Source organism: Candidatus Competibacter denitrificans Run_A_D11 (assembly GCF_001051235.1).
GTDB lineage: Bacteria > Pseudomonadota > Gammaproteobacteria > Competibacterales > Competibacteraceae > Competibacter_A > Competibacter_A denitrificans.
In genome coordinates this window covers 114,708-135,393 of sequence record NZ_CBTJ020000042.1, presented here as the reverse complement: position 1 = coordinate 135,393, position 20,686 = coordinate 114,708, and the positions used below count along the sequence as shown (strand labels likewise).

At 58.1% G+C, this 20,686-nt stretch carries 18 protein-coding genes; 15 read left to right on the top strand and 3 right to left on the bottom strand.

Annotated features, from left to right (window positions below):
- The first annotated feature begins 57 nt into the window (after positions 1–57).
- The 3 genes from BN873_RS09925 to BN873_RS09915 are packed head-to-tail and all read left to right on the top strand — an operon-like array spanning position 58 to position 2,955.
- A complete protein-coding gene (locus BN873_RS09925; RefSeq protein WP_048673419.1) occupies positions 58–501 on the top strand; it encodes an Hsp20/alpha crystallin family protein in 444 nt (147 codons plus the stop codon).
- Positions 502–552: 51 nt separating this feature from the next.
- Positions 553–1,527: a DnaJ C-terminal domain-containing protein gene (locus tag BN873_RS09920; RefSeq protein ID WP_048673418.1), complete on the top strand. Its 975-nt coding sequence runs from the start codon at positions 553–555 to the stop codon at positions 1,525–1,527.
- Positions 1,528–1,587: 60 nt separating this feature from the next.
- Positions 1,588–2,955 (top strand): DegQ family serine endoprotease, encoded by a 1,368-nt coding sequence (locus tag BN873_RS09915; protein WP_374727161.1) that lies wholly within the window; start codon positions 1,588–1,590, stop codon positions 2,953–2,955.
- A gap of 67 nt (positions 2,956–3,022) precedes the next feature.
- Here the strand turns inward: BN873_RS09915 and BN873_RS09910 are convergent, their stop codons facing one another.
- Positions 3,023–4,459: a DUF4139 domain-containing protein gene (locus tag BN873_RS09910; protein WP_171820450.1), complete on the bottom strand. Its 1,437-nt coding sequence runs from the start codon at positions 4,457–4,459 to the stop codon at positions 3,023–3,025.
- 5 nt (positions 4,460–4,464) lie between these two features.
- Positions 4,465–5,658: a hypothetical protein gene (locus BN873_RS09905; protein WP_048673416.1), complete on the bottom strand. Its 1,194-nt coding sequence runs from the start codon at positions 5,656–5,658 to the stop codon at positions 4,465–4,467.
- A gap of 231 nt (positions 5,659–5,889) precedes the next feature.
- Between BN873_RS09905 and BN873_RS09900 the strand changes: the two genes are divergently transcribed.
- Positions 5,890–6,222, top strand: a complete 333-nt coding sequence (locus BN873_RS09900; protein ID WP_048673415.1) for a YegP family protein — start codon at positions 5,890–5,892, stop codon at positions 6,220–6,222.
- A 45-nt stretch (positions 6,223–6,267) separates the two neighbouring features.
- On the opposite strand, the gene BN873_RS09895 is transcribed toward BN873_RS09900, so the two are convergent.
- A complete protein-coding gene (locus BN873_RS09895; RefSeq protein ID WP_048673414.1) occupies positions 6,268–7,197 on the bottom strand; it encodes a helix-turn-helix domain-containing protein in 930 nt (309 codons plus the stop codon).
- A gap of 155 nt (positions 7,198–7,352) precedes the next feature.
- Between BN873_RS09895 and BN873_RS09890 the strand changes: the two genes are divergently transcribed.
- The 11 genes from BN873_RS09890 to BN873_RS09840 all read left to right on the top strand — a co-directional run bounded on the left by BN873_RS09890 (position 7,353) and on the right by BN873_RS09840 (position 20,680).
- Positions 7,353–8,666 (top strand): ABC transporter substrate-binding protein, encoded by a 1,314-nt coding sequence (locus BN873_RS09890; RefSeq protein ID WP_048673413.1) that lies wholly within the window; start codon positions 7,353–7,355, stop codon positions 8,664–8,666.
- A 144-nt stretch (positions 8,667–8,810) separates the two neighbouring features.
- Positions 8,811–9,722 carry a carbohydrate ABC transporter permease gene (locus BN873_RS09885; protein WP_082161205.1) on the top strand — a complete coding sequence of 304 codons (912 nt, stop codon included), beginning with the start codon at positions 8,811–8,813 and terminating at the stop codon, positions 9,720–9,722.
- Positions 9,723–9,738: 16 nt separating this feature from the next.
- On the top strand, positions 9,739–10,563 hold the full coding sequence (locus BN873_RS09880; RefSeq protein WP_048673464.1) for a carbohydrate ABC transporter permease: 825 nt from the start codon (positions 9,739–9,741) through the stop codon (positions 10,561–10,563).
- A 21-nt stretch (positions 10,564–10,584) separates the two neighbouring features.
- Positions 10,585–11,715, top strand: coding sequence for an ABC transporter ATP-binding protein (locus BN873_RS09875; protein ID WP_048673412.1), 1,131 nt, complete (start codon positions 10,585–10,587; stop codon positions 11,713–11,715).
- A 91-nt stretch (positions 11,716–11,806) separates the two neighbouring features.
- Positions 11,807–12,535: an SDR family oxidoreductase gene (locus BN873_RS09870; RefSeq protein ID WP_048673411.1), complete on the top strand. Its 729-nt coding sequence runs from the start codon at positions 11,807–11,809 to the stop codon at positions 12,533–12,535.
- Between the two features lie 103 nt (positions 12,536–12,638).
- The gene (locus BN873_RS09865; RefSeq protein WP_048673410.1) at positions 12,639–13,451 is read left to right on the top strand and encodes a hypothetical protein; all 813 of its coding nucleotides are present in this window, start codon (positions 12,639–12,641) and stop codon (positions 13,449–13,451) included.
- A gap of 92 nt (positions 13,452–13,543) precedes the next feature.
- Positions 13,544–14,215 (top strand): HAD family hydrolase, encoded by a 672-nt coding sequence (locus BN873_RS09860; protein WP_048673409.1) that lies wholly within the window; start codon positions 13,544–13,546, stop codon positions 14,213–14,215.
- Between the two features lie 85 nt (positions 14,216–14,300).
- Positions 14,301–15,794: a mannitol dehydrogenase family protein gene (locus tag BN873_RS09855; RefSeq protein ID WP_048673408.1), complete on the top strand. Its 1,494-nt coding sequence runs from the start codon at positions 14,301–14,303 to the stop codon at positions 15,792–15,794.
- 24 nt (positions 15,795–15,818) lie between these two features.
- A complete protein-coding gene (xylB, locus tag BN873_RS09850; RefSeq protein ID WP_048673405.1) occupies positions 15,819–17,282 on the top strand; it encodes a xylulokinase in 1,464 nt (487 codons plus the stop codon).
- 10 nt (positions 17,283–17,292) lie between these two features.
- Positions 17,293–19,368: a transketolase gene (tkt, locus tag BN873_RS09845; protein WP_048673403.1), complete on the top strand. Its 2,076-nt coding sequence runs from the start codon at positions 17,293–17,295 to the stop codon at positions 19,366–19,368.
- Positions 19,369–19,441: 73 nt separating this feature from the next.
- Positions 19,442–20,680, top strand: coding sequence for a 6-phosphofructokinase (locus tag BN873_RS09840; protein ID WP_048673400.1), 1,239 nt, complete (start codon positions 19,442–19,444; stop codon positions 20,678–20,680).
- The last annotated feature ends 6 nt before the right edge of the window (positions 20,681–20,686 follow it).

Here is a 20,686-nt window from a genome sequence, read left to right as displayed (position 1 = left end):
CCACGCGGACCCCATTTTCACACCAAGAATCCACTCCAGTTCAATGAGGTTTCAGCCATGAATCCAAACCGTTATGAACCTTGGCATCACATCCAGCACCTACGCAAGGAACTGGATCGGTTATTTGAGCCTTATGCCACCACCAGCGATGACCAATCCAGCGTCGCCACCTGCGACTGGATTCCGGCGGTAGACATCAAGGAGGAAAAAGACCGCTACATCTTGCGCGCCGATATTCCTGGCGTCGATCCCAAAGATATCGAAATTATCGCCGAAAACGGTATCCTGACCATCCGTGGCAATCGCGCTGGCGAAACCCGCGAGAACCGGGCCGGCTACAGTCGGGTCGAGCGGCCCTGCGGCAGTTTCTATCGTCGTTTCAGCCTGCCGGATACCGCCGACCTGGCACAAATCGCTGCGCGCAGCGCGCACGGCGTTTTAGAAATCGGCATCCCCAAGGCGACACATACCCTGTCGCGCACCATCAAGGTCGAAGGTTAACATCGCCTTCGCCCCTCAACCCCCTCCCTTGCGGAGGGGGAGAGTGAGCCAATGAAATATCGGGATTATTATCAAATTCTTGGCGTAAGCCGCGATGCTTCGGCAGAGGACATCAAGCGCGCCTATCGTCGGCTGGCCCGTAAATACCACCCCGATGTAAGCGCGGAGGCCGGTGCTGAAGAGCGCTTCAAAGAGGTGGCGGAAGCTTACGAGGTGTTGCGCGATGCGGAAAAGCGCGCCGCTTACGACCAGTTGGGCAACAACTGGCGCGCTGGCCAAGAATTCAGGCCGCCGCCCGGCTGGTCGGGTAAGAGCCAGGGCGGTTTCCACCCCGGCGGCTTCGGTGGCGGTAATTTCAGCGATTTCTTCGAATCGTTGTTCGGCGGTTTAGGTGGCATGGGCGGCATGGGCGGCACGGGTGGCATGGGCGGCGGCTTTGCGGGTGCGCGTGGCTTTCAAGCCGGTGGCGAAAGCCAGACGGTGCCGCTGGAAATCACCCTGGAAGAAGCGTATCGCGGCGGTACGCGCGCCCTGCAATTACAATCCCAGGAACGCGACGCCAGCGGTCAAATCGTCACCCGCCCGCGCACCTTGAATGTCAAAATCCCCACTGGCGTCATCAGTGGGCAAAAGATCCGCTTAAGCGGTCAAGGCCGGCCCGGTGGCGGCGGTCGTCCCAATGGTGATCTGCTGTTGGAGCTGACCATTAAAGCCCACCCGCTCTACCGGGTTCAGGGGCGCGATGTGAGCCTTGATCTGCCGCTGGCGCCATGGGAAGCAGCCCTGGGCGGTAAGATCGAGATACCAACGCTTGGCGGTTCGGTGTCAATCAATGTCCCCGCCAATGCCCACCACGGCCAAACCTTGCGGCTGCGCGGTCGCGGCTTGCCAGGTCAGCCGCCAGGCGATCAGCTCGCGGTATTGCATATCGTCAATCCGCCGGCCGACAGCGAAACAGCCCGCGATCTATTCCAGCGCATGGCGCGAGACTTGCCGTTCGACCCGCGCCCGCGCTGGCCTAAATAATGTCGCCTGACGGCTCGTTGTCATCAATTTCAGTCTTAAGGGAGTTCTCCAGTGGTCAAGATCTCACGCGCGCTGTTGTCGGCTGGCTTGCTGGCCTTAAGCCTGGGTTGTCTCACACCTTCCCTGGCGCAATCGGCTTTACCCATCGCAGTCGATGGCCAAGCTTTGCCGACCTTGGCCCCCATGTTGGAAAGGGCGACACCGGCGGTGGTGAATATCGCTACTGAAAGCCGGATGGCGGCGCGCAATCCCTTACTGGATGATCCGTTCTTCCGCCGTTTCTTCAACATCCCCGACCAACCGCGCGAGCGCAAGTCACAAAGCGTTGGCTCCGGGGTGGTGGTGGATGCGCGGCGGGGTTATATCCTCACCAATCACCATGTGATTGACGGTGCTGATAAAATCACTGTGACCTTGCGTGACCGCCGCAAACTCGACGCCAAGGTCATCGGTTCCGACCGGGAAAGCGACGTGGCGGTGATTCAGATCCCCAGCAACAACCTGACCGCACTCACCCTGGCCGACTCCGATGCGCTGCGGGTCGGTGATTTCGTCGTTGCTATCGGCAATCCGTTCGGTCTGGGGCAAACCGTTACCTCCGGCATCATCAGCGCGTTGGGGCGCTCCGGGCTTGGCATTCAGGGTTATGAAGATTTCATCCAAACCGATGCCTCGATCAATCCCGGCAATTCGGGGGGCGCCCTGGTGAACTTGCGCGGTGAATTGGTGGGCATCAATACCGCGATCATCGCACCCGGTGGCGGCAATGTCGGTATCGGTTTTGCCATTCCCGCCAATATGGCTGCCCGCACCATGAACCATATCGTCGAGCATGGCTCGGTTCGACGCGGCCAACTGGGCGTTTCAGTGCAGGATCTCACCCCTGAACTGGCGCGGGCTTTTAAGCTGCCGACCGACCAAGGGGCGGTGATCGCCCAAGTCAGTCCTCGTTCCGCCGCTGCCCGCGCGGGCCTGAAGGAAGGCGATGTGGTGCTTAATATCAATGGTCGGCCGGTACGTGACGGCGGTGCCTTGCGCAATGCCATCGGCCTGCTGGAAGTCGGTGAAGCGATCCGCCTCGATATCCTACGCGAGGGCGTCCCCCAGACGATTGAGGCCAAAGTCGGCGAATACGTCTCGGCCAAAATCGACGGCCAAGCGCTCAACAGTCGGCTGAGTGGAGCGACTTTTGAAGATATCAGTCCCAATTCACCCCTGGCTGGGCAGGCAAAGGGGGTTGTCGTTGCCAATGTCGAATCCGGCAGTGCCGCTGCCCGCGCGGGTTTACGCAAGAATGACCTGATCTTGGCCGTCAACCGTCAAGCGATTGCCAGCATTGCCGAAATGCAACAACTGGCGGCTGATAGCGAAGGATTGCTACTGAACCTGTTGCGCGGGCGGGAGGAACTGCTGCTGGTATTGCGTTGAGCGTAGACATCTCAAAAAATCAGGGTGAGGTTTGGCTCACCCTGATTTGCCAGTCCCTCTAAACCGTTTAACGGCCTACCTCCCCAGCCTGCAACTCCACCCGACTCTGCTTCTGGTTGTAGCCTTCGCGGGTGATGACTTCATAATCCAGCCCTGCCTTGCCGCCCGCCGGTACGTCGGTCTCGAACTGCACCGTTTGGAAATCGTGCAGGGTCGGCTTCAGTTGGCTACGAAATACCACATCACCCGGATAATCGCGGCGAATTTGTACCGAGATCGGCTTGCGCGTGTAGTTTCGTATCTCCTGGCGGAACACGGTGTGCTCATCCCAGCCGGCGACTACACTCTCCAATTCCAGTTTTAAGGCGTCATCGCCCAATTTGCGGTAGAGACTGCCGCCCTTGACCTGGAACCAGAGGTTGTCGCGGTAGACCTTCCGCTTGCTGAGTTCAAACACGACCGCCGGGTCGGGGCCAAGATTCAACTCGATCTTGTCGCCGATAGGCACGTACTTCAGCGACTGTTCGCCCAAATAGCTCAGACCGCCCTGACTGTTGGCGCGGAACGCCCGCAGTTGGCCATCCGGCAGCGGCGTCAGGCCCAGCTTGGAAGCAGCATCGTTGCGCAACAGATATAACCGCACCAACGGCTCGCCGTATTCGCGCGGCCGATAGCGGTATTGGACACTCATCGGTACGTCGGCTACCTCGAAGCTGCGCAAGCGTTTAGACCAACCGTTCGGCACGGTTTCCGTCCCTTCGATGGTGTAAATAAAATATTCGCTCAAACCTTCCTTGATGATTTCCTTGGAGGCTTCCATCTCCGCTCCGGCGTAGGTACCTGAGTCAGCCGCTGACACGGGTGCGGGCGCCATCATCATCCGCGCGGCCTTTTGCCGAACCTCCTGTAATTCATTCTTTTTTAGGGCATCTTCAATCCGCCCGACCGGTAATTTGGCCAACTGGGCGATTTTCTCCACCAGGTTGATGGTGCCCACCACCAGCCGCACTTGCGCGTTTTCGTAATCCTCACCGGAACGGTTATCAACTCGCACGAAACTGTTCAGGTGCAGTGCCTTCTCATCAGGATCGGCGATGGCCAGATAATCGGCCCGCCAAGAGATCCCTGAAGTGAAGTAGCTGATTTCAATGGTCGCTTCGCGGTTGGCGTCGCTTTGCACGTTCCAGTAGAGGGTTTGCGGTCGGTCGTGCGGATAGGTGGTATCGAGCAGTTCCACGCCAGTCTTCGGTTGGCGGACTTTCAATTCCACCGAGGTCGGATCGATTAAGGTGTTAGCCCAGGAAAATTGCAGCGGGTTAACGCCTTGTTTGAAGGTGACGACCCGCGTTTCCCGCACCAGGGTCAAATCCTCGGAATTGTAGATCGTCAATTGCACCGTATTCCGGCTGGGAACGGTGGCAAGATCGACGTTACGCGCCAGTACGCCCAGCGGTAGCAGGACAGCTAACAAGGCCAGACAAAAACCAAGCCGGTTTCTCATCATCGCGCTCACCATTCGTTGTTCAGAGTCAGCCGCAGGGTATGTACCTGCTTTTGCGCTTGACCGTCGGCAGCGCGCGGTGGCAAATCAACGTGGAACAACAACTGGTCGGCATCACTCTTGTCAGGATCGGGTTGCCGCAAGGTGCCGTTACCGAGTTGCCATTCTGGATCGAGGTCGTTGGTCTCTCCACTGCGAATGCTGTCTCGAATCTGGCGGACGCTTTCGGCGATATCGAGCGTGACCGGCGTATCCTTGAAGTTCTCGATCTCGTATTTCAGAGTGACATCATAACGGTAGAGGTTGCCGGCGATGCGTTGGCGCTCGTTGCGGTCCACCGTGCGCCGCACCGCGATATCGCGGGCCAAGCCCAGATACAGCGTCAGTTCGTCATCTGGCGGAGTGAATTTACCGTGATCTTCACCGAGAAACGCGCTGCTCCCTTTGCCGTCATCCTGGAAGATGCGGGCCTTGCCTGCCGGTAGCGGCTCCTTGCCAAGACTGCCACCGGCATTCTTGATCACGTAGTGCATCGGCACGTTCAGCTTGTCTTGGGCCTCATCGAGATAACCGAAAGCCACCGGGTCGCACGTATAGGTTTTGCGCACCGGCACACCAGCGAAGCGCGCCAGTTGGACTTCCTTGGTTTCGCTTAAGCCAAGGGGCTTGTCAAACCGTTCGCCGACCCCGGCCCAGAATCGGGCGTTTTCATAAGCCTCGTTTGCATTATTGTTGATCCGCAACCATTGGGTCAGCTCCAGGGTTTTCTCGTCACGACCAGCAGTCGCCCGGTAGTGAAAATCCTTGCCCAAGCCGCCCAACACATAGCTGATCCGCACCCGCGCAGTGCCCGACGCACTGGCGGCGACTGCCCAGATTAGCGCGGTTTCGCTCGGCGGGTAGCTGACCGAGAGCACCTTGACTTCGAAGGGTGTCTCGGCCTCTGGCGGCAAGATACGGAGAATCAGGCTGTTGGGGTCGATGCGGGTGTTGGCCCAGGAGAAATCCACTTGATTGATTCCCTTGACCAACGGGACGATGCGCTCTTCCTCGACCAACGTACTTTGCGGATGATCGAGTTGAATCTCCACCCGCTCGCGCACCGGCAAGGTGGTCAGTTTGATCCGCGCCATAGCCGCCAACGGCACAGCGGCGCATACCAGCAAGATGCCGAGCGGGTACAACCAGCGGGTTCGCTTCATGAGTTTCAACCTCTAGGGTTTGGGGTGAGGTGATGACCATAAACGTCAGCCATCCGATTTTGGGGTTAACCGATGATCTCGCAGATCACAGGTTCCAGAAATGTCTAATTTATGTGATAGACTTTGCCGCAAGCGCGATGATTGATCAATACTCGTTCAGTTGATTAGACGAGTTTAAATAATTCGTCGCGTCGATGATTTCATAGAGCAACATTTGAGAGGAGTCTGGCAATGGCTGGTTGGTTTGAATTGAACAAAAGCAAAGATGATCAATTTCGCTTCGTACTGAAATCGGATGACAATGAGATTTTGCTCAGTAGTGAATTGTATAAAGTAAAAGGTTCTGCCACAAACGGCATTCAATCAGTACAAAGCAATTGCTCGGATGATGCGAGATATGAACTTAAGGAAGCGGCAAATGGGAAATTTTTCTTTAATTTGAAGGCAGCCAATCATCAGATCATCGGCACCAGTCTGATGTATGCTACAGCAGATGCCCGTGAAGCCGCCATTGCTTTAACCAAGAGCGGCGGAACCACAGCAACGATTAAAGATCATACCTGAAGCAAATGCAGGGGAGGTTTTTAACCTCCTACCAGCAATTAGCGATCAATTGGGATGGACGCCCTCTAATAGCAACGGCGGCGTGCTCACAGCGGAATAACGCTCACGCGCCTGCTGGCGGTATTTACTGGGCGTCATTTGTTTGTGCTGCGTAAAACGCCGATTGAAATTGGCGATATTATTGAAACCTATTTCACCCGCAATCAAGGTAATCGGCCTATCGGTTCGAGACAGCAAATCACAGGCCCTGGCGATCCGAACCCGATTGACAAACTCATTGAAGCTGCTGCCGGTAGCCCGGTGAAAAAAGCGCGAGAAATGGCCTTCACTCATGCCCACCAGTCTTGCAATCTGCGCCAGGGCGATCTTCTGCTCATAGTGGCCCATCACAAACTGGATCACCAGATCGATTTTTCGCTGAAACTCGCTATTGATAGGGAGATTGATTTGAGTGGTCGATAACACCTGTTGGTGGGGACTGTGGGCCAATAGATCCAGCAGCTCGCAAAAATAACCCACCCGCGCCACCCCATCCGATTCCTTAATTTGCATCATATATTTTTCGGCTGCATCGGCATGATGCAAAAACTCAATACCGTACCTGGCCCGATCCAATAGCGGGAGCAGCATGGACAGCTCCGGGAATAAAGCAACCGCGCCGACAATAACGTCGTGATCGAAATGCACGACCCGATCACGGAGCGCATAATGAGTGTTATCAATCACATTGGTGACCCAATTATGCGGTAGGCGCGGACCGGTCAGGACCAGACAGCCCGGTTGAAAGAGTCCGATGTAATCGCCAATGAACATCTTGCCGCTACTGGCGACGATCAGGTGCAGTTCGTACTCGTCATGATAATGCCAGCGAATCCGCCAATGCGGGCAGCCATGTTCCAGATAACGGATGGCCCCGGTTTGTTTATCGCTGATCTCCAACTCCGGCATTCGCTGTTTCGTTTGATGTGGGATCACAGCCTTTCCTCTCCTCCTTCTTAGCGCATGGAATATCAGGAAAGTATAGATATTGGTGAATCAAGTACTGGTGATGATGGCAAATTGCGCCATATTTCTATCATGCTGGTACGAGCAACTCATGACAGCACCTTTGGAGAGGAGAGGATAACCCAATGAAACTACGCAAATCCGCCCTTTTGATCGCCGCCTTGTCGCTCACTGCCACCGCGCAAGCGGCCACTACCGTCACCATCGGCACTGTGAACAATGGTGACATGGTGATTATGCAAAAACTGTCGAAACAGTTCGAGCAGCAAAACCCGGACATCAAGCTCGATTGGGTGGTTTTGGAAGAAAACGTGCTGCGCCAGCGTCTGACCACCGACATCGCCACCAAGAGTGGCCAGTTCGACGTGGCGACCATCGGCACCTACGAGGTGCCGATTTGGGCCAAGCAGGGTTGGCTGATGCCGCTGGAGAATCTGCCCGCTGATTATGCGGTAGATGATATTTTGAAGTCGGTGCGTGATGGTCTTTCCCATGAGGGCAAGCTGTACGCCGCGCCGTTCTACGCCGAAAGCTCGATGCTGTTTTATCGCAAGGATTTGTTTGAGAAAGCCGGTATCACCATGCCGGAACAGCCGACCTGGGATAACGTCAAGCAATGGGCCGAGAAGCTGACCGATAAGAAAGCCGAGGTTTACGGGATCTGTTTGCGCGGCAAGCCGGGCTGGGGCGAAAACTTCGCGTTCCTGTCCACCATGATCAACACCTACGGCGGCCAGTGGTTCGACATGAACTGGCAGCCGACCATCGATACCCCGGAATGGAAAGCCGCCATCGGCGACTATGTTGAGATGCTGAACAAATACGGCCCACCCGGTGCGGCCGCCAACGGCTTCAACGAAAATCTGACCCTGTTCGCTAATGGTAAGTGCGCGATGTGGATTGACGCCACCGTCGCTGCCGGTCTGCTCTACAACCCGAAACAGTCCAAGGTCTCCGACAAGGTGGGCTTCGCGCAAGCGCCGGTCGCCAAGACCCCGAAGGGCGCGCATTGGCTGTGGGCCTGGACGCTGGCGATCCCGCAATCGTCGGACGCCAAGGACGCCGCCAAGAAGTTTGTGCTGTGGGCCACCTCCAAGCCCTACATCCAACTGGTGGGCGAGAAGGAAGGCTGGGCCAGCGTGCCGCCGGGCACCCGCACCTCAACTTATGAAAATCCCAAGTATCTGGAAGCCGCGCCCTTCGCCAAGCCGGTGCTGGCCGCCATCAACAGCGCCGACCCGACCGACCAAACCCTCAATCCCCGGCCGTATGTCGGCATCCAATACGTCGGCATTCCTGAGTTCCAGGCCATTGGCACCCAAGTTGGCCAGACCATCGCCGCCGTGCTGACCGGCAAGATGCCGCTCGATCAGGCGCTCAAGAGCGCCCAAGCCGCGACCGCCCGCACCATGACCCAAGCGGGTTACGGCAAGAAATAAGCGTTGGTAACAGCCCCTCTCTCACCGGGAGGGGTTAGCCCTCAGCCTAAGCCTCTCCCACCGGGGGAGGGAATCGCGTAACGCCTTGTTCCTGCTTCCGACCGGCCGCAGGCCATCTCGAAATCTCACGCACGAGGGTTTTTTATGACAACCCTGGCACCTGCTCCTTCTGCCGCCCTTCCGGCAAAAACCAATCGGGAAGTCGATACCCGGCCCTTGCTATGGCCGTCGGTCATCGTCTTGTTTCTGTGGATGATTGTGCCGCTGGCGATGACCCTGTATTTCTCGGTCATCCGCTATAACCTGTTGAATCCCGCACTTACCGGCTTTGCCGGTCTCGAAAACTACAGCTTTCTGTTCGACGACCCCACCCTGTGGACCTCGCTGTGGAACACGCTGGTGCTGGTCGGTTCGGTGCTGATCATCACCGTCGTATTCGGCACCCTGTTCGCGGTGCTCTACAACCAGGAATTCCCCGGCCGCAACATCGCCCGGTTGCTGGTGATTGCGCCGTTCTTCGTCATGCCTACGGTCAGCGCGTTGGTGTGGAAAAACATGATGATGCACCCGGTCTACGGGCTGATTGCCTCGCTGCAAAGCATGGTGGGTTTAACCCCAACCGACTGGTTCACCGATTACCCGATGTTCTCGGTCATCGTCATCGTGGCCTGGCAATGGGTGCCCTTCGCCTTCCTGATTCTGCTGACCGCGATTCAATCGCTGGATTCGGAACAGAAAGAAGCGGCCCGCATCGACGGCGCTGGCCCGTTGGCGATGTTCTTCTACATCACCCTGCCGCATCTGAGCCGGGCGATTTCTGTGGTCATCATGATCGAAACCATCTTCCTGTTGACCATCTTTGCGGAAATCTACGTCACCACCTCCGGCGGGCCGGGCACTGCGACCACCAATCTGGCCTGGCTGATTTACTCGGTCGGTCTGCTGCAATTCGATGTGGGCTACGCCTCGGCGGGCGGCATCATCGCCGTGATTCTGGCCAATGTCGTGGCGTTCTTCCTGGTGCGCACCGTGTCCCGCAACTTGCAGCAAGGCTGAGGAGAACGCCATGTCCATGCCCTCCACCTTTCAAAAACCACCGCGCTGGATTCCTGTACTGGCGTGGGTGATCGCCATCCTGATTTTCTTTCCGATCTTCTGGATGGCGCTCACCTCCTTCAAGACCGAAACCGAAGCGATCAGCACCCCGCCGTCGCTGTTCTTCGTGCCGACTATGGAGAATTACACCGACGTGATTGACCGTAGCAATTACGCCCGTTTCGTCTGGAACTCGATTGCGGTGTCGTTCGGCTCCACGCTGCTGGCGTTGGCCTTCGCCATCCCCGCCGCCTATGCGATGGCGTTCTTTCCGACCAAGCGCACGCCTTCGACCCTGTTGTGGATGCTGTCCACCAAGATGATGCCGCCGGTCGGCGTGCTGATTCCGATGTATCTGCTGTTCAAGACCCTGGGCCTGCTCGATACCGTCACCGGGCTGCTGATCATCTATACCCTCATCAACCTGCCGATTGTGGTCTGGATGCTCTACACCTACTTCAAGGACGTGCCGGGCGAAATTCTCGAAGCCGGACGGGTGGATGGCGCGAATCCGATGCAGGAATTGTTCTTGCTGCTGCTGCCGCTGGCGGTGCCGGGCATCGCCAGCACCGGCCTGCTGTCGGTCATCCTGTCGTGGAATGAAGCGTTCTGGAGCCTGAATCTGACCAGTTCACAAGGTGCGCCACTGACCGCGTTTATCGCCTCCTTCTCCAGTCCGCAGGGCCTGTTCTGGGCCAAGCTGTCGGCGGCGTCGCTGATGGCGATTGCACCGATTCTGGTGGTGGGCTGGATGAGCCAGCGGCAACTGGTCTCCGGGCTGACCTTCGGCGCCGTCAAGTAACCCTTTTTTAGGACATTGATCATGGCTGAAGTCGTCTTACGCAATATCAAGAAATCCTTTGGGCCGGTTGACATCATCAAAGGCGTCGATATCGACATCAACGACAAGGAATTCGTGGTCTTCGTCGGCCCCTCCGGCTGCGGTAAATCCACCCTGTTGCGGATGATTGCCGGTCTGGAAAGCATCTCGGATGGCGAATTGAGCATCGACGGGAAACGGGTCAACGACCTGTCGCCCGCCGACCGCGGCATTGCGATGGTGTTCCAGACCTATGCGCTGTATCCGCACATGACCGTGCGCGACAACATGGGGTTCAGCCTGAAGCTGGCCAAGGTGCCGAAAGCGGAAATCGACCGCAAGGTCAACGAGGCGGCCCGCATCCTCAAGCTTGACCCGCTGATGGATCGCAAACCCAAAGCCTTATCCGGCGGCCAGCGTCAGCGCGTCGCCATCGGTCGCGCCATCGTCCGCAACCCCAAGGTGTTCCTGTTCGACGAGCCGCTGTCGAATCTGGATGCGGCGCTGCGGGTGCAGATGCGCATCGAAATCGCCCGAATGCACAGCGATTTCAACGCCACCATGATTTATGTGACCCACGATCAGGTCGAGGCCATGACGATGGCTGACAAGATTGTGGTGTTGCAGGGCGGCGTGGTCGAACAGGTCGGCTCGCCGCTGGAGCTTTACCATCATCCGGCCAACCGCTTCGTGGCCGGTTTTATCGGCTCGCCGACCATGAATTTCATCGACGCGACGGTCAAGGCCGTTGCCCCGGAAGGCGTCACCGTCGAATTGCCGGGCGGGGATAACCTCACGGTTCTGGTGGTGCCGGGCGCGACCAAAGCGGGCGACAAGCTGACGCTGGGGGTGCGGCCCGAACATCTCCAGGAAGGCAGCGGCGACGGCAAATTGACCGGCACGGCGCTGGTGGTCGAGCGGCTGGGTGGTGCGACTTACGCCTATGTCAAGCTCGACAACGGCACGATGATCACGGCGGAAGTCGATGGCAACAGCCACATCCGGGTCAATGACCCCATCCAGTTGGGGGTGCGCAGCCAAACCTGCCATCTGTTCGGTTCCGACGGGCTGGCGTTGGCGCAATCGACGCGGCATCCGCTGGCCGATGTCGGCCGGGGCAAGGGAGGGCATTAGACCCCTCTTGCCCTCACCCCCACCCCCCCTCCCTCTGGGAGAGGGTCAGGGTGAGGGTTTGCGTGAGCGTTTGCGAAAGAGGAAGGACGAAATGGCAAGAGAACTCGAAGGCAAAGTGGCTGCCATCACCGGGGCAGCGTCGGGCATCGGACTGGCCAGCGCGGAGGCGATGCTGGCGGCTGGGGCGCGGGTGGTGCTGGTTGACCGCGATGAAGCGGCGCTCACAGCCGTTTGCAAAAAACTGGGCGCTGCGGCGATTCCGCTGAAGCTCGACCTGCTTGATTCCAGGAGCTGCGCGACCTTGCTGCCGCAAATTCTGGAAAAAGCCGGTCAGCTCGACATCTTGCACGCCAACGCCGGTAGTTATGTCGGCGGTGATCTGGTGGACGTCGACCCCGACGCCATCGACCGGATGCTGAACCTGAACATCAACGTGGTGATGAAAAATGTCCATGACGTGTTGCCGCACATGATCGAGCGGCGCAGCGGCGACATTATCGTGACCAGTTCGCTGGCGGCCCACTTTCCCACCCCGTGGGAACCCGTGTATGCCTCGTCGAAGTGGGCGATTAACGCCTTCGTCCAGATCGTGCGCCGCCAGGTGTTCAAATACGGCATCCGCGTCGGCTCAATCTCACCCGGCCCAGTCATTACCTCACTGCTTTCCGATTGGCCGGAGGAGAAACTGAAGGAAGCCAGAGAATCCGGCAGCCTGATCGAAGCCAGTGAAATCGCCAACGTGGTGTTGTTCATGCTGACCCGGCCGCGCGGCATGACCATTCGGGATGTGATCATTTTGCCGACGAATTTTGATCTATAAAGATGGTGTAAACTTTAATACTATTAGGGGCCAACGAATCATTTTCTTAGAAAGATAACTACTCATTTCTTATTCTGATCTAAACATAATACGAGTATGAAACATGTGGCTTAATAGCATCTTTCGCAGCGCTCCACGGCTCATAATCGGTTGCTTTATTAGCATTCAATTATTAGTTATTTTTATATTTATGAATAAATTCACATTCCAATTTAATTTTAATGATATTAAAAATTTAATAATAGAGCTAGATATTAAAGGCTTCTCTTTCTTAGTAGTTACAGCAACTATTCTCTCTTTATTCGCGGTGATTGGGTCGATGCTAGGCACATTAATTACCCATGCAATGGGTGCTTCTTTAAATAGAATATTACCTCATAGGTTTATAATATATACTCAACAGAAATTTCCTTTCATATATACATTGATAGCCCCTCTTAATGAGTATACTTTTTATCTGATAAAACGCCAAGATTTCAGATGGAAAGCAATATGGAAAGCTTGGAGCGAGGCTTCTAACCCTTTAATATATAACGAAGATAAAGCAAATATATATTTAAGCTCTCTTGATGAAATACTAAACGGACTCTCTGATTCACGCTCAATTTTTATTATTCTTTTAGGGTATAAATTATTTGAACAAGAGTATAGTAGAGTAATAATGAATATGCACAGTTTACAAACTACTCATATGTTAATATTACTTATTTTTCTAACTATAATAACGGGCATATTAATTGGTTTTTCAGAATTAACAATTTTTATTTTAATTATAATCGCTTTTGCTATTTGGTTAACCTCTACTCGGCTTAGGGAGGAAATAGCAACAGGCTACATATACTGGATGCTCACAGCTCATTTATATACTGAGGCAACTGCAGTTCAAGAGCGGGCAACAGAATCACCAATATTGTAGATTTCATTCAAACCCGATCCTACACTACTAAATTCTATTGAGCTAGCTAATGCTATGTTAAATCTGGCAATTGATAAAGACTAGCAAACGCTATGGATGCCGTAATTTTTGATTGTGACGGCGTGCTGGTGGACAGTGAAGTTCTCGCCCTGCATGTGCTGGAACGGGAACTGGCGTTATTGATGCCCACTATCGACACCGCTCCGCTGCTACAAAACACAGCAGGCACCAGCACCGCCGATATTCTGGCGATGGTCGAACAGCGCACCGGTCAAACCCTGCCACCGGGCACGGTGCCGAGAATCATCGCCGCCATTGACCACGCGCTGGATGAAGAATTGGAGCCGATTCCGGGCGCACGAGCAGCCATCGAACAAATACCCGCACTGAAGGCGGTGGCCTCCAACAGTTCGCTGGCCAGCGTGCGCCGCTCGGTAGCGCGGGCGGGATTGACCACCCATTTCGGCGACCGGATGTTTTCTGCCGACATGGTGGCCGAACCCAAACCCGCACCCGATCTGTATTTGTACGCCGCCGCACAGTTGGGCGTCACGCCCGGCCGCTGTCTGGTCATTGAGGACAGCGTACCCGGCACGATGGCAGCGCGCGCGGCGGGGATGACGGTCATCGGTTTTACCGGGGCCAGCCACGTACCGGCCGATCAGGCACAGCGCCTCTATCAGGCCGGCGCAGCCGCCGTCATCGACCGGATGGACGGCTTGCCGGAGCGAGTCAACGGCTGGCCCCTTCCCGCCGCATCCTGATCGATTGCGTCATCAGCCATTTTGACCGGTGTTCGGGCCTGCACCCCACCGGCGCTTTACATCCTTTGCCTAAAGGAGTCTTGTCATGAGCGATCATCAAAACCGGCGTCTGAACCCGGCGCTGCTCGGCCAACTGCCCGCCACGGTCGCCGTTCCCCGTTACGACCGCAGCAAAGTCGGTCAAGCCATCGTCCATATCGGCCTCGGCAACTTCCACCGCGCCCATCAAGCCCTATACATCGACGAGCTGTTTCACGCCCAGGGCGCCGGCCCGTGGGGCATCTGTGGGGTCGGACTGCTGCCACAGGACCGGGCGATGGCCGAAGCGCTGCGCCCGCAGGAGATGCTTTACACGCTGGTGGAACGGGATGAAGGCGTGGAAACCGTGCGGGTGATTGGCTCGGAACGCGGCTATCTGCACGCGCCCAGCGAACCGGAGGCGGTCATCGCCCGGTTGGCCGACCCGGAAACCCGCATCGTCTCGATCACCGTCACCGAGGGCGGCTATTACCTCGATCACGGCACCGGCGAACTGGATCAGAATCACCCCAATCTGCGCCACGATTTGGCCAAGCCCAACGAGGCCCCCATCTCGCTCTACGGCTACATGGCCGAGGCGCTGAACCGTCGTCGCAAGGCCGGAATCGCCCCGTTCACCGTGCTGTCCTGCGACAACCTGCAAAGCAATGGCGAACTGGCCGGGCGGATGCTGACCGGCTTTGCGCGGCTGCGCGATCCCGAATTGGGCGCGTGGATCGCAGCCAATGTTGCCTTCCCCAATTGCATGGTAGATCGGATTACGCCCGTCACCACCGACGCGCTGCGCGAACAGGTCAAGGCGCTGCTGGGCGGCGTGACGGACGCTTGGCCGGTGGTGGCCGAACCGTTCAAACAATGGGTGGTCGAGGACAAATTCTGCAACGGTCGCCCGGATTTAGCGGCGGTCGGCGTGCAGATGACGCCCGATGTTCACCCGTATGAACTGATGAAAATTCATCTGCTCAACGCGGGTCATCAGATGCTGTGCCATCACGGGGTGCTGCTGGGCTATGTCACCGCTGATGAAGCGATGCGCGATGCCGACATCCGCGCCCTGCTCAACCGCTACATGGATACGGTGCGGCCGCTGATTCACGAGCCGCCGGGCGTCAATCTGGTGGAGTATCAGCAGACCCTGCTGTCCCGTTTCGCCAATCCCTCGGTCAAGGATCAACTGTCGCGGATTGCCTTCTACGCCTCCTCCGGCATCCCCAAGTTCGTGCTGCCCATCGCCCGCGAGCAATTAAAACAGCGCAAGCCGATGGACATTTTCGGCCTGCTGATTGCCGGTTGGATTCGCTATCTCGGCGGCAAGGACGATGCGGGCAAGGCCATCACCCCGACCGATCCGTTAAAGGACGAACTACAGGGCAAAGTCCGTTTCGGCGATACCGACCCCTCGGTCTTTTTGGGGCTGCATCAAATCTTCGGTAGCGATCTGCCGCAAGCTGAACCGTTCGTCAGCGCGGTGCGCGAGGCGCTGGAAAGCCTGTATGCCAAAGGCACGCGAGCCACCTTGCAGAACTCTCTGAAGGGTTGAGGCCACCAGCGCGAGGATAAAACCGTGTATCTCGGATTCGATATTGGCACCTCCGGGGTTAAGGCGGTGTTGCTGGATGCGGACGGTGCGGTGCGCCATCAAGCCACTGCCGACCATCCGGTATCCAACCCGCACCCCCTATGGTCGGAGCAAAACCCCGACGACTGGTGGGAAAATTGTCGCACCGCAACCGCCGCCCTCAAAGCCGCTGGCGCACCGCTGGACGCTGTAAAAGCGGTCGGCCTGTCCGGGCAGATGCACGGCGCGACCCTGCTTGACGCTAATAACGCTGTGCTGCGGCCCTGCATCCTCTGGAACGATGGCCGCAGCCATGCCGAATGCGTGGAACTGGAAGCCAGCCTTTTGGGATTCCGCGACCGCTGCGGCAACATGGCCATGCCCGGCTTCACCGCACCCAAGCTGCTATGGGTGCGCAAGCACGAGCCGGCATTGTTCGCCCGCATCGCCAAGGTCTTATTGCCCAAAGATTATTTGCAATTCCGACTGACCGGCCAGTTCGCCTCGGAGATGTCGGACGCCGCCGGTACGCTGTGGCTCGATCCGGCTAAGCGGGATTGGGACGATACCCTGCTGGCCGAAACTGGCCTGAATCGTTCCCACATGCCGACCCTGTATGAAGGCTGTCAGATCGTTGGCGAACTGACGGCGACAGCGGCAACGGCGCTCAATTTACCTCGCGTCCCTGTGGTAGCCGGGGCGGGCGACAATGCCGGTGGTGCGGTCGGGGTCGGCGTCATCGACCCCGGCCAGGGCTTTCTGTCGCTTGGCACCTCTGGCGTGTTGTTCGTGGTCAGTGCCGCGCATCACGCCTGTCCTGAACGGACGGTGCACGCTTTTTGTCATTGCCTGCCGAACCGCTGGCATCAAATGTCGGTCAGCCTGTCAGCGGCCAACTCGCTGGCCTGGCTGGCCCGCACCGTGGAGCGCGAAGTCTCTGAGCTGCTGGCGCGGCTGGACGCCAGCGGCAAAACCGAAACCTCGGTGCTGTTTTTGCCTTATCTGTCCGGCGAACGCACCCCGCACAACGACCCGCGCGCGGTCGGCCAGTTCCACGGCCTGAGCAACGCCACCGATTTGAACGACCTGACGCTGGCGGTGTTGGAAGGTGTCGCCTATTCGTGCTGCGATGGGCTGGATGCGCTGCGGGCAGCGGACAGTGAACCGCGCGAACTGGATTTAATCGGCGGCGGCGCACGGTCGCGGCTGTGGCGGCAACTGCTGGCTGATGCGCTGGAACTGCCGCTGGTGTATCGCACGGGCGGCGAGGTTGGCCCGGCGCTGGGCGCGGCCCGGCTGGCGATGATCGGCGTAGCGGGCGGCGATGTCGAAACCGCCATCCGCCGGATTTGCGTCCAGCCACCCAAGCAGGAAAACCACTCGCCCCGACCGGCCCGCGCCGCCTATCACCGCGCCCAACTGGAACGCTACCGCCAACTCTATACGCTCACCAAGCCGTTACACGCTTAAGGTTGCCGCTATGAACGATTCGGTGAATCTCGACCAACTGGCGATTAACACCATCCGCACCCTGTCGATGGATGCGGTGCAGGCCGCCAATTCCGGCCACCCCGGCACGGCGATGGCGATGGCGCCCGTGACCTATTGCCTGTGGCAACGCTTTCTGCGCTTCGATCCCGAAGACCCGATCTGGCCCAACCGTGACCGTTTCGTGCTGTCCATCGGCCACGCCTCGATGCTGCTGTATTCGCTGCTGCACCTGACCGGCGCCAAAACCGTCAATTCCGCCTACGAGCGGATGGGTCAACCGACCGTCACGCTGGACGACATCAAGCATTTCCGCCAACTCGACAGCAAATGTGCGGGCCACCCGGAATACCGCTGGACTTCCGGCATCGAAACCACCACCGGCCCGCTCGGTCAGGGCGTCGCCACCAGCGTTGGCATGGCGATGGCCGGTCGCTGGCTGGCCGCCCGCTACAATCGCCCCGGCTTCGAGCTATTCGATTACGCTGTCTACGCGCTGGCGGGCGATGGCTGCATGATGGAAGGCATCACCGGCGAAGCGGCGTCATTGGCCGGGCATCTCAAGCTGTCCAATTTATGCTGGCTGTACGACAACAACAAAATCACCATCGAAGGCCATACCGATTGGGCCTTCAGCGAAGACGTGGCGACCCGCTTCCTCGGCTATAACTGGAACGTGCTGCGGGTCGGCGACGCCAATGATTTGGAGATGCTGGAACGGGCGTTTCGCACTTTCAAAAACACCCACGACCGACCGACGCTGATTATTGTGGATAGCCACATCGCCTACGGTGCGCCCAACAAACAGGATACGCATGAAGCGCACGGCAGCCCGCTGGGCGAGGACGAAATCCGCCTGACCAAGCGCCATTACGGCTGGCCGGAGGATGAGAAATTCCTGGTGCCGGAAGCCGTGCTCAACCATTTTCAGCAGAACATGGGGCGGCGCAGTCAGGCGCTGCGCAATGCCTGGTTCGTCAAGCTGGACGAGTATCAGCACCAATATCCCGACCTGGCCGATCATCTGAAGAAAATGCAGGGCCGCGAATTACCCGCCGGATGGGATAAGGAATTGCCCGATTTCCCCCCCAGTGACAGCGGCATGGCGGGCCGCATCGCGTCAGGGCAGGTGCTCAATACCCTCGCCCGCAACGTGCCGTGGCTGATTGGCGGTTCGGCGGATTTAGCGCCGTCCACCAACACCCGGCTGACCTTCGACGGCGCGGGCGATTACACGGCGGACAACTATGGCGGCCGCAATTTCCACTTTGGCATCCGCGAACACGCGATGGGCGCCATCCTCAACGGGATGTCGCTGTGCAAGGTGCGGCCTTACGGCTCCGGCTTTTTGATTTTCAGCGACTACGCCCGTCCGGCGATTCGGCTGGGGGCGTTGATGGAAATTCCGGTGATCCACATCTTCACCCACGATTCCATCGGCGTCGGTGAAGACGGCCCGACCCATCAACCGGTCGAACAACTGGCCTCGTTGCGGGCCATTCCCGGCCTGGTGGTGCTGCGGCCCGCCGACGCCAATGAAGTCGTGGAAGCGTGGCGGGTGATCATGCAATTCCGCCATCAACCGGTCGCCTTGATTCTGACCCGGCAAAACTTGCCGACGCTGGATCGCCGCCGCTATGCTGCCGCCTCCGGTCTGGCCAAAGGCGGTTATATTCTGGCTGATGCGGAAGACGGTCAGCCGGAGGTGTTGCTGGTCGCCACGGGCAGCGAAGTGTCGCTGTGCGTGAAAGCTTACGAGCAATTGAAGGGCGAAGGGATCAAGGCGCGGGTGGTCAGTATGCCCTCCTGGGAGTTGTTCGACCGCCAGGAGCGGGCCTATCAGGACAGCGTGCTGCCGCCGGAAATCACGGCGCGGGTCTCGGTGGAACAAGCCTCAACCCTCGGCTGGCGGCGTTACGTCGGCTTGCAGGGTTTGACCATCGGTATGCATACTTTTGGCGCATCGGCGCCGCTGAAAGCGCTGCAAAACAAATTCGGCTTTACGCCGGAAAAGATTGCCGCTGCCGCCAGGGAGCAGGTGGCGAAAATGAAAGCGGCGAATGGATAAGCCTATGCGAAAACCTCCCTCTCCCACGGGGAGAAGGGAGTTTATTCAGCCTATTGAACCGGAGATTACCCGCATGAGTGGACTGCGAGGCAAAGTCGTCATCGCCCAGGGTGGCGGCCCGACAGCGGTCATCAACCAGAGTCTGGTCGGCGCGGTGCTGGAAGCGCGTAAGTTCCCCGATGTCACCCGCGTCTGGGGCGCGCGGCACGGGGTGCGCGGCATCGTCAACCAACACTTTATCGACCTGTCCGAAGCCACTACGCATAACCTCGAACGAGTCGCCCAAACCCCCTCATCGGCGCTCGGTTCGACCCGCGACAAACCCGATGCCGAGTATTGCCAGAACATCCTCAACGTCTTCAAAAAACACGAGGTGCGCTATTTCTTCTACATCGGCGGCAACGATTCCTCCGACACGGTGCGGATCGTCGGTGAGTACGCCGCGAAAGAAGGCTACGACTTGCGAGCCGTGCATATCCCGAAAACCGTAGATAACGATTTACCGATCACTGACCACTGTCCCGGCTATCCGTCGGCCGCTCGTTTCGTCGCCAGCGCCTTTGCCGGGGCTAACGCCGATAACATGGCGTTGCAGGGGGTTTACATCGCCATCATCATGGGTCGGCACGCCGGCTGGCTCACCGCCGCATCCGCTCTGGCCCGCCAGCACGACGACGACGGCCCGCACCTGATTTATCTGCCGGAACGGCAATTCTCGATTGAGCGCTATCTGGCCGACATCGACCGCCTTTATAAACGGCATAGCCGCTGCATCGTGGCGATTTCTGAAGGGGTCTGGGCGAATCGGGACGCCAAGGGCAAGGAGATTCCGCTGGCGGCTGACCTGATGCGCAAGGCGGGCCGTGAACCGGAAGTGGATGCCCACGGGAATGTGCAGCTATCCGGCGGGGCGCTGGCCGATGAACTGGCAGCGACCGTGCAGCAACAACTGGGTATCAAACGGGTGCGCTCGGATACGTTCGGCTATCTGCAACGCTCCTTTGCAGGCGTGGTCTCCGATGTCGATGCCCGCGAGGCGCGGGAGGTGGGCGAAAAAGCGGTGCATTACGCCTGCGGACGTTACGAAAGCGGCTCGGTGGTGATTAAGCGCGTCGGCGATTATGCGGTGCGCTATGAACTGGCGGATGTGAAAGCCATCGCCGCCAAAACCCGGCACATGCCCGACGAGTTCATCAACGCCGAGGGCAACCATGTCACGGAAGCCTTCCGCCACTATCTACGGCCGTTGCTGGGTAGCGACCGGCCGGTGCTGGAACGGTTGTGGGCGCCAGCGGTAAAATTCGGTGACTGACTGCCC

Coding starts and splice junctions, on each gene's coding strand:
- BN873_RS09925 (WP_048673419.1), top strand. CDS start 58: ATGAATCCAAACCGTTATGAACCTTGGCATCACATCCAGCACCTACGC.
- BN873_RS09920 (WP_048673418.1), top strand. CDS start 553: ATGAAATATCGGGATTATTATCAAATTCTTGGCGTAAGCCGCGATGCT.
- BN873_RS09910 (WP_171820450.1), bottom strand. CDS start 4,459: ATGATGAGAAACCGGCTTGGTTTTTGTCTGGCCTTGTTAGCTGTCCTG.
- BN873_RS09905 (WP_048673416.1), bottom strand. CDS start 5,658: ATGAAGCGAACCCGCTGGTTGTACCCGCTCGGCATCTTGCTGGTATGC.
- BN873_RS09900 (WP_048673415.1), top strand. CDS start 5,890: ATGGCTGGTTGGTTTGAATTGAACAAAAGCAAAGATGATCAATTTCGC.
- BN873_RS09890 (WP_048673413.1), top strand. CDS start 7,353: ATGAAACTACGCAAATCCGCCCTTTTGATCGCCGCCTTGTCGCTCACT.
- BN873_RS09885 (WP_082161205.1), top strand. CDS start 8,811: ATGACAACCCTGGCACCTGCTCCTTCTGCCGCCCTTCCGGCAAAAACC.
- BN873_RS09880 (WP_048673464.1), top strand. CDS start 9,739: ATGCCCTCCACCTTTCAAAAACCACCGCGCTGGATTCCTGTACTGGCG.
- BN873_RS09875 (WP_048673412.1), top strand. CDS start 10,585: ATGGCTGAAGTCGTCTTACGCAATATCAAGAAATCCTTTGGGCCGGTT.
- BN873_RS09870 (WP_048673411.1), top strand. CDS start 11,807: ATGGCAAGAGAACTCGAAGGCAAAGTGGCTGCCATCACCGGGGCAGCG.
- BN873_RS09865 (WP_048673410.1), top strand. CDS start 12,639: ATGTGGCTTAATAGCATCTTTCGCAGCGCTCCACGGCTCATAATCGGT.
- BN873_RS09860 (WP_048673409.1), top strand. CDS start 13,544: ATGGATGCCGTAATTTTTGATTGTGACGGCGTGCTGGTGGACAGTGAA.
- BN873_RS09855 (WP_048673408.1), top strand. CDS start 14,301: ATGAGCGATCATCAAAACCGGCGTCTGAACCCGGCGCTGCTCGGCCAA.
- tkt (WP_048673403.1), top strand. CDS start 17,293: ATGAACGATTCGGTGAATCTCGACCAACTGGCGATTAACACCATCCGC.
- BN873_RS09840 (WP_048673400.1), top strand. CDS start 19,442: ATGAGTGGACTGCGAGGCAAAGTCGTCATCGCCCAGGGTGGCGGCCCG.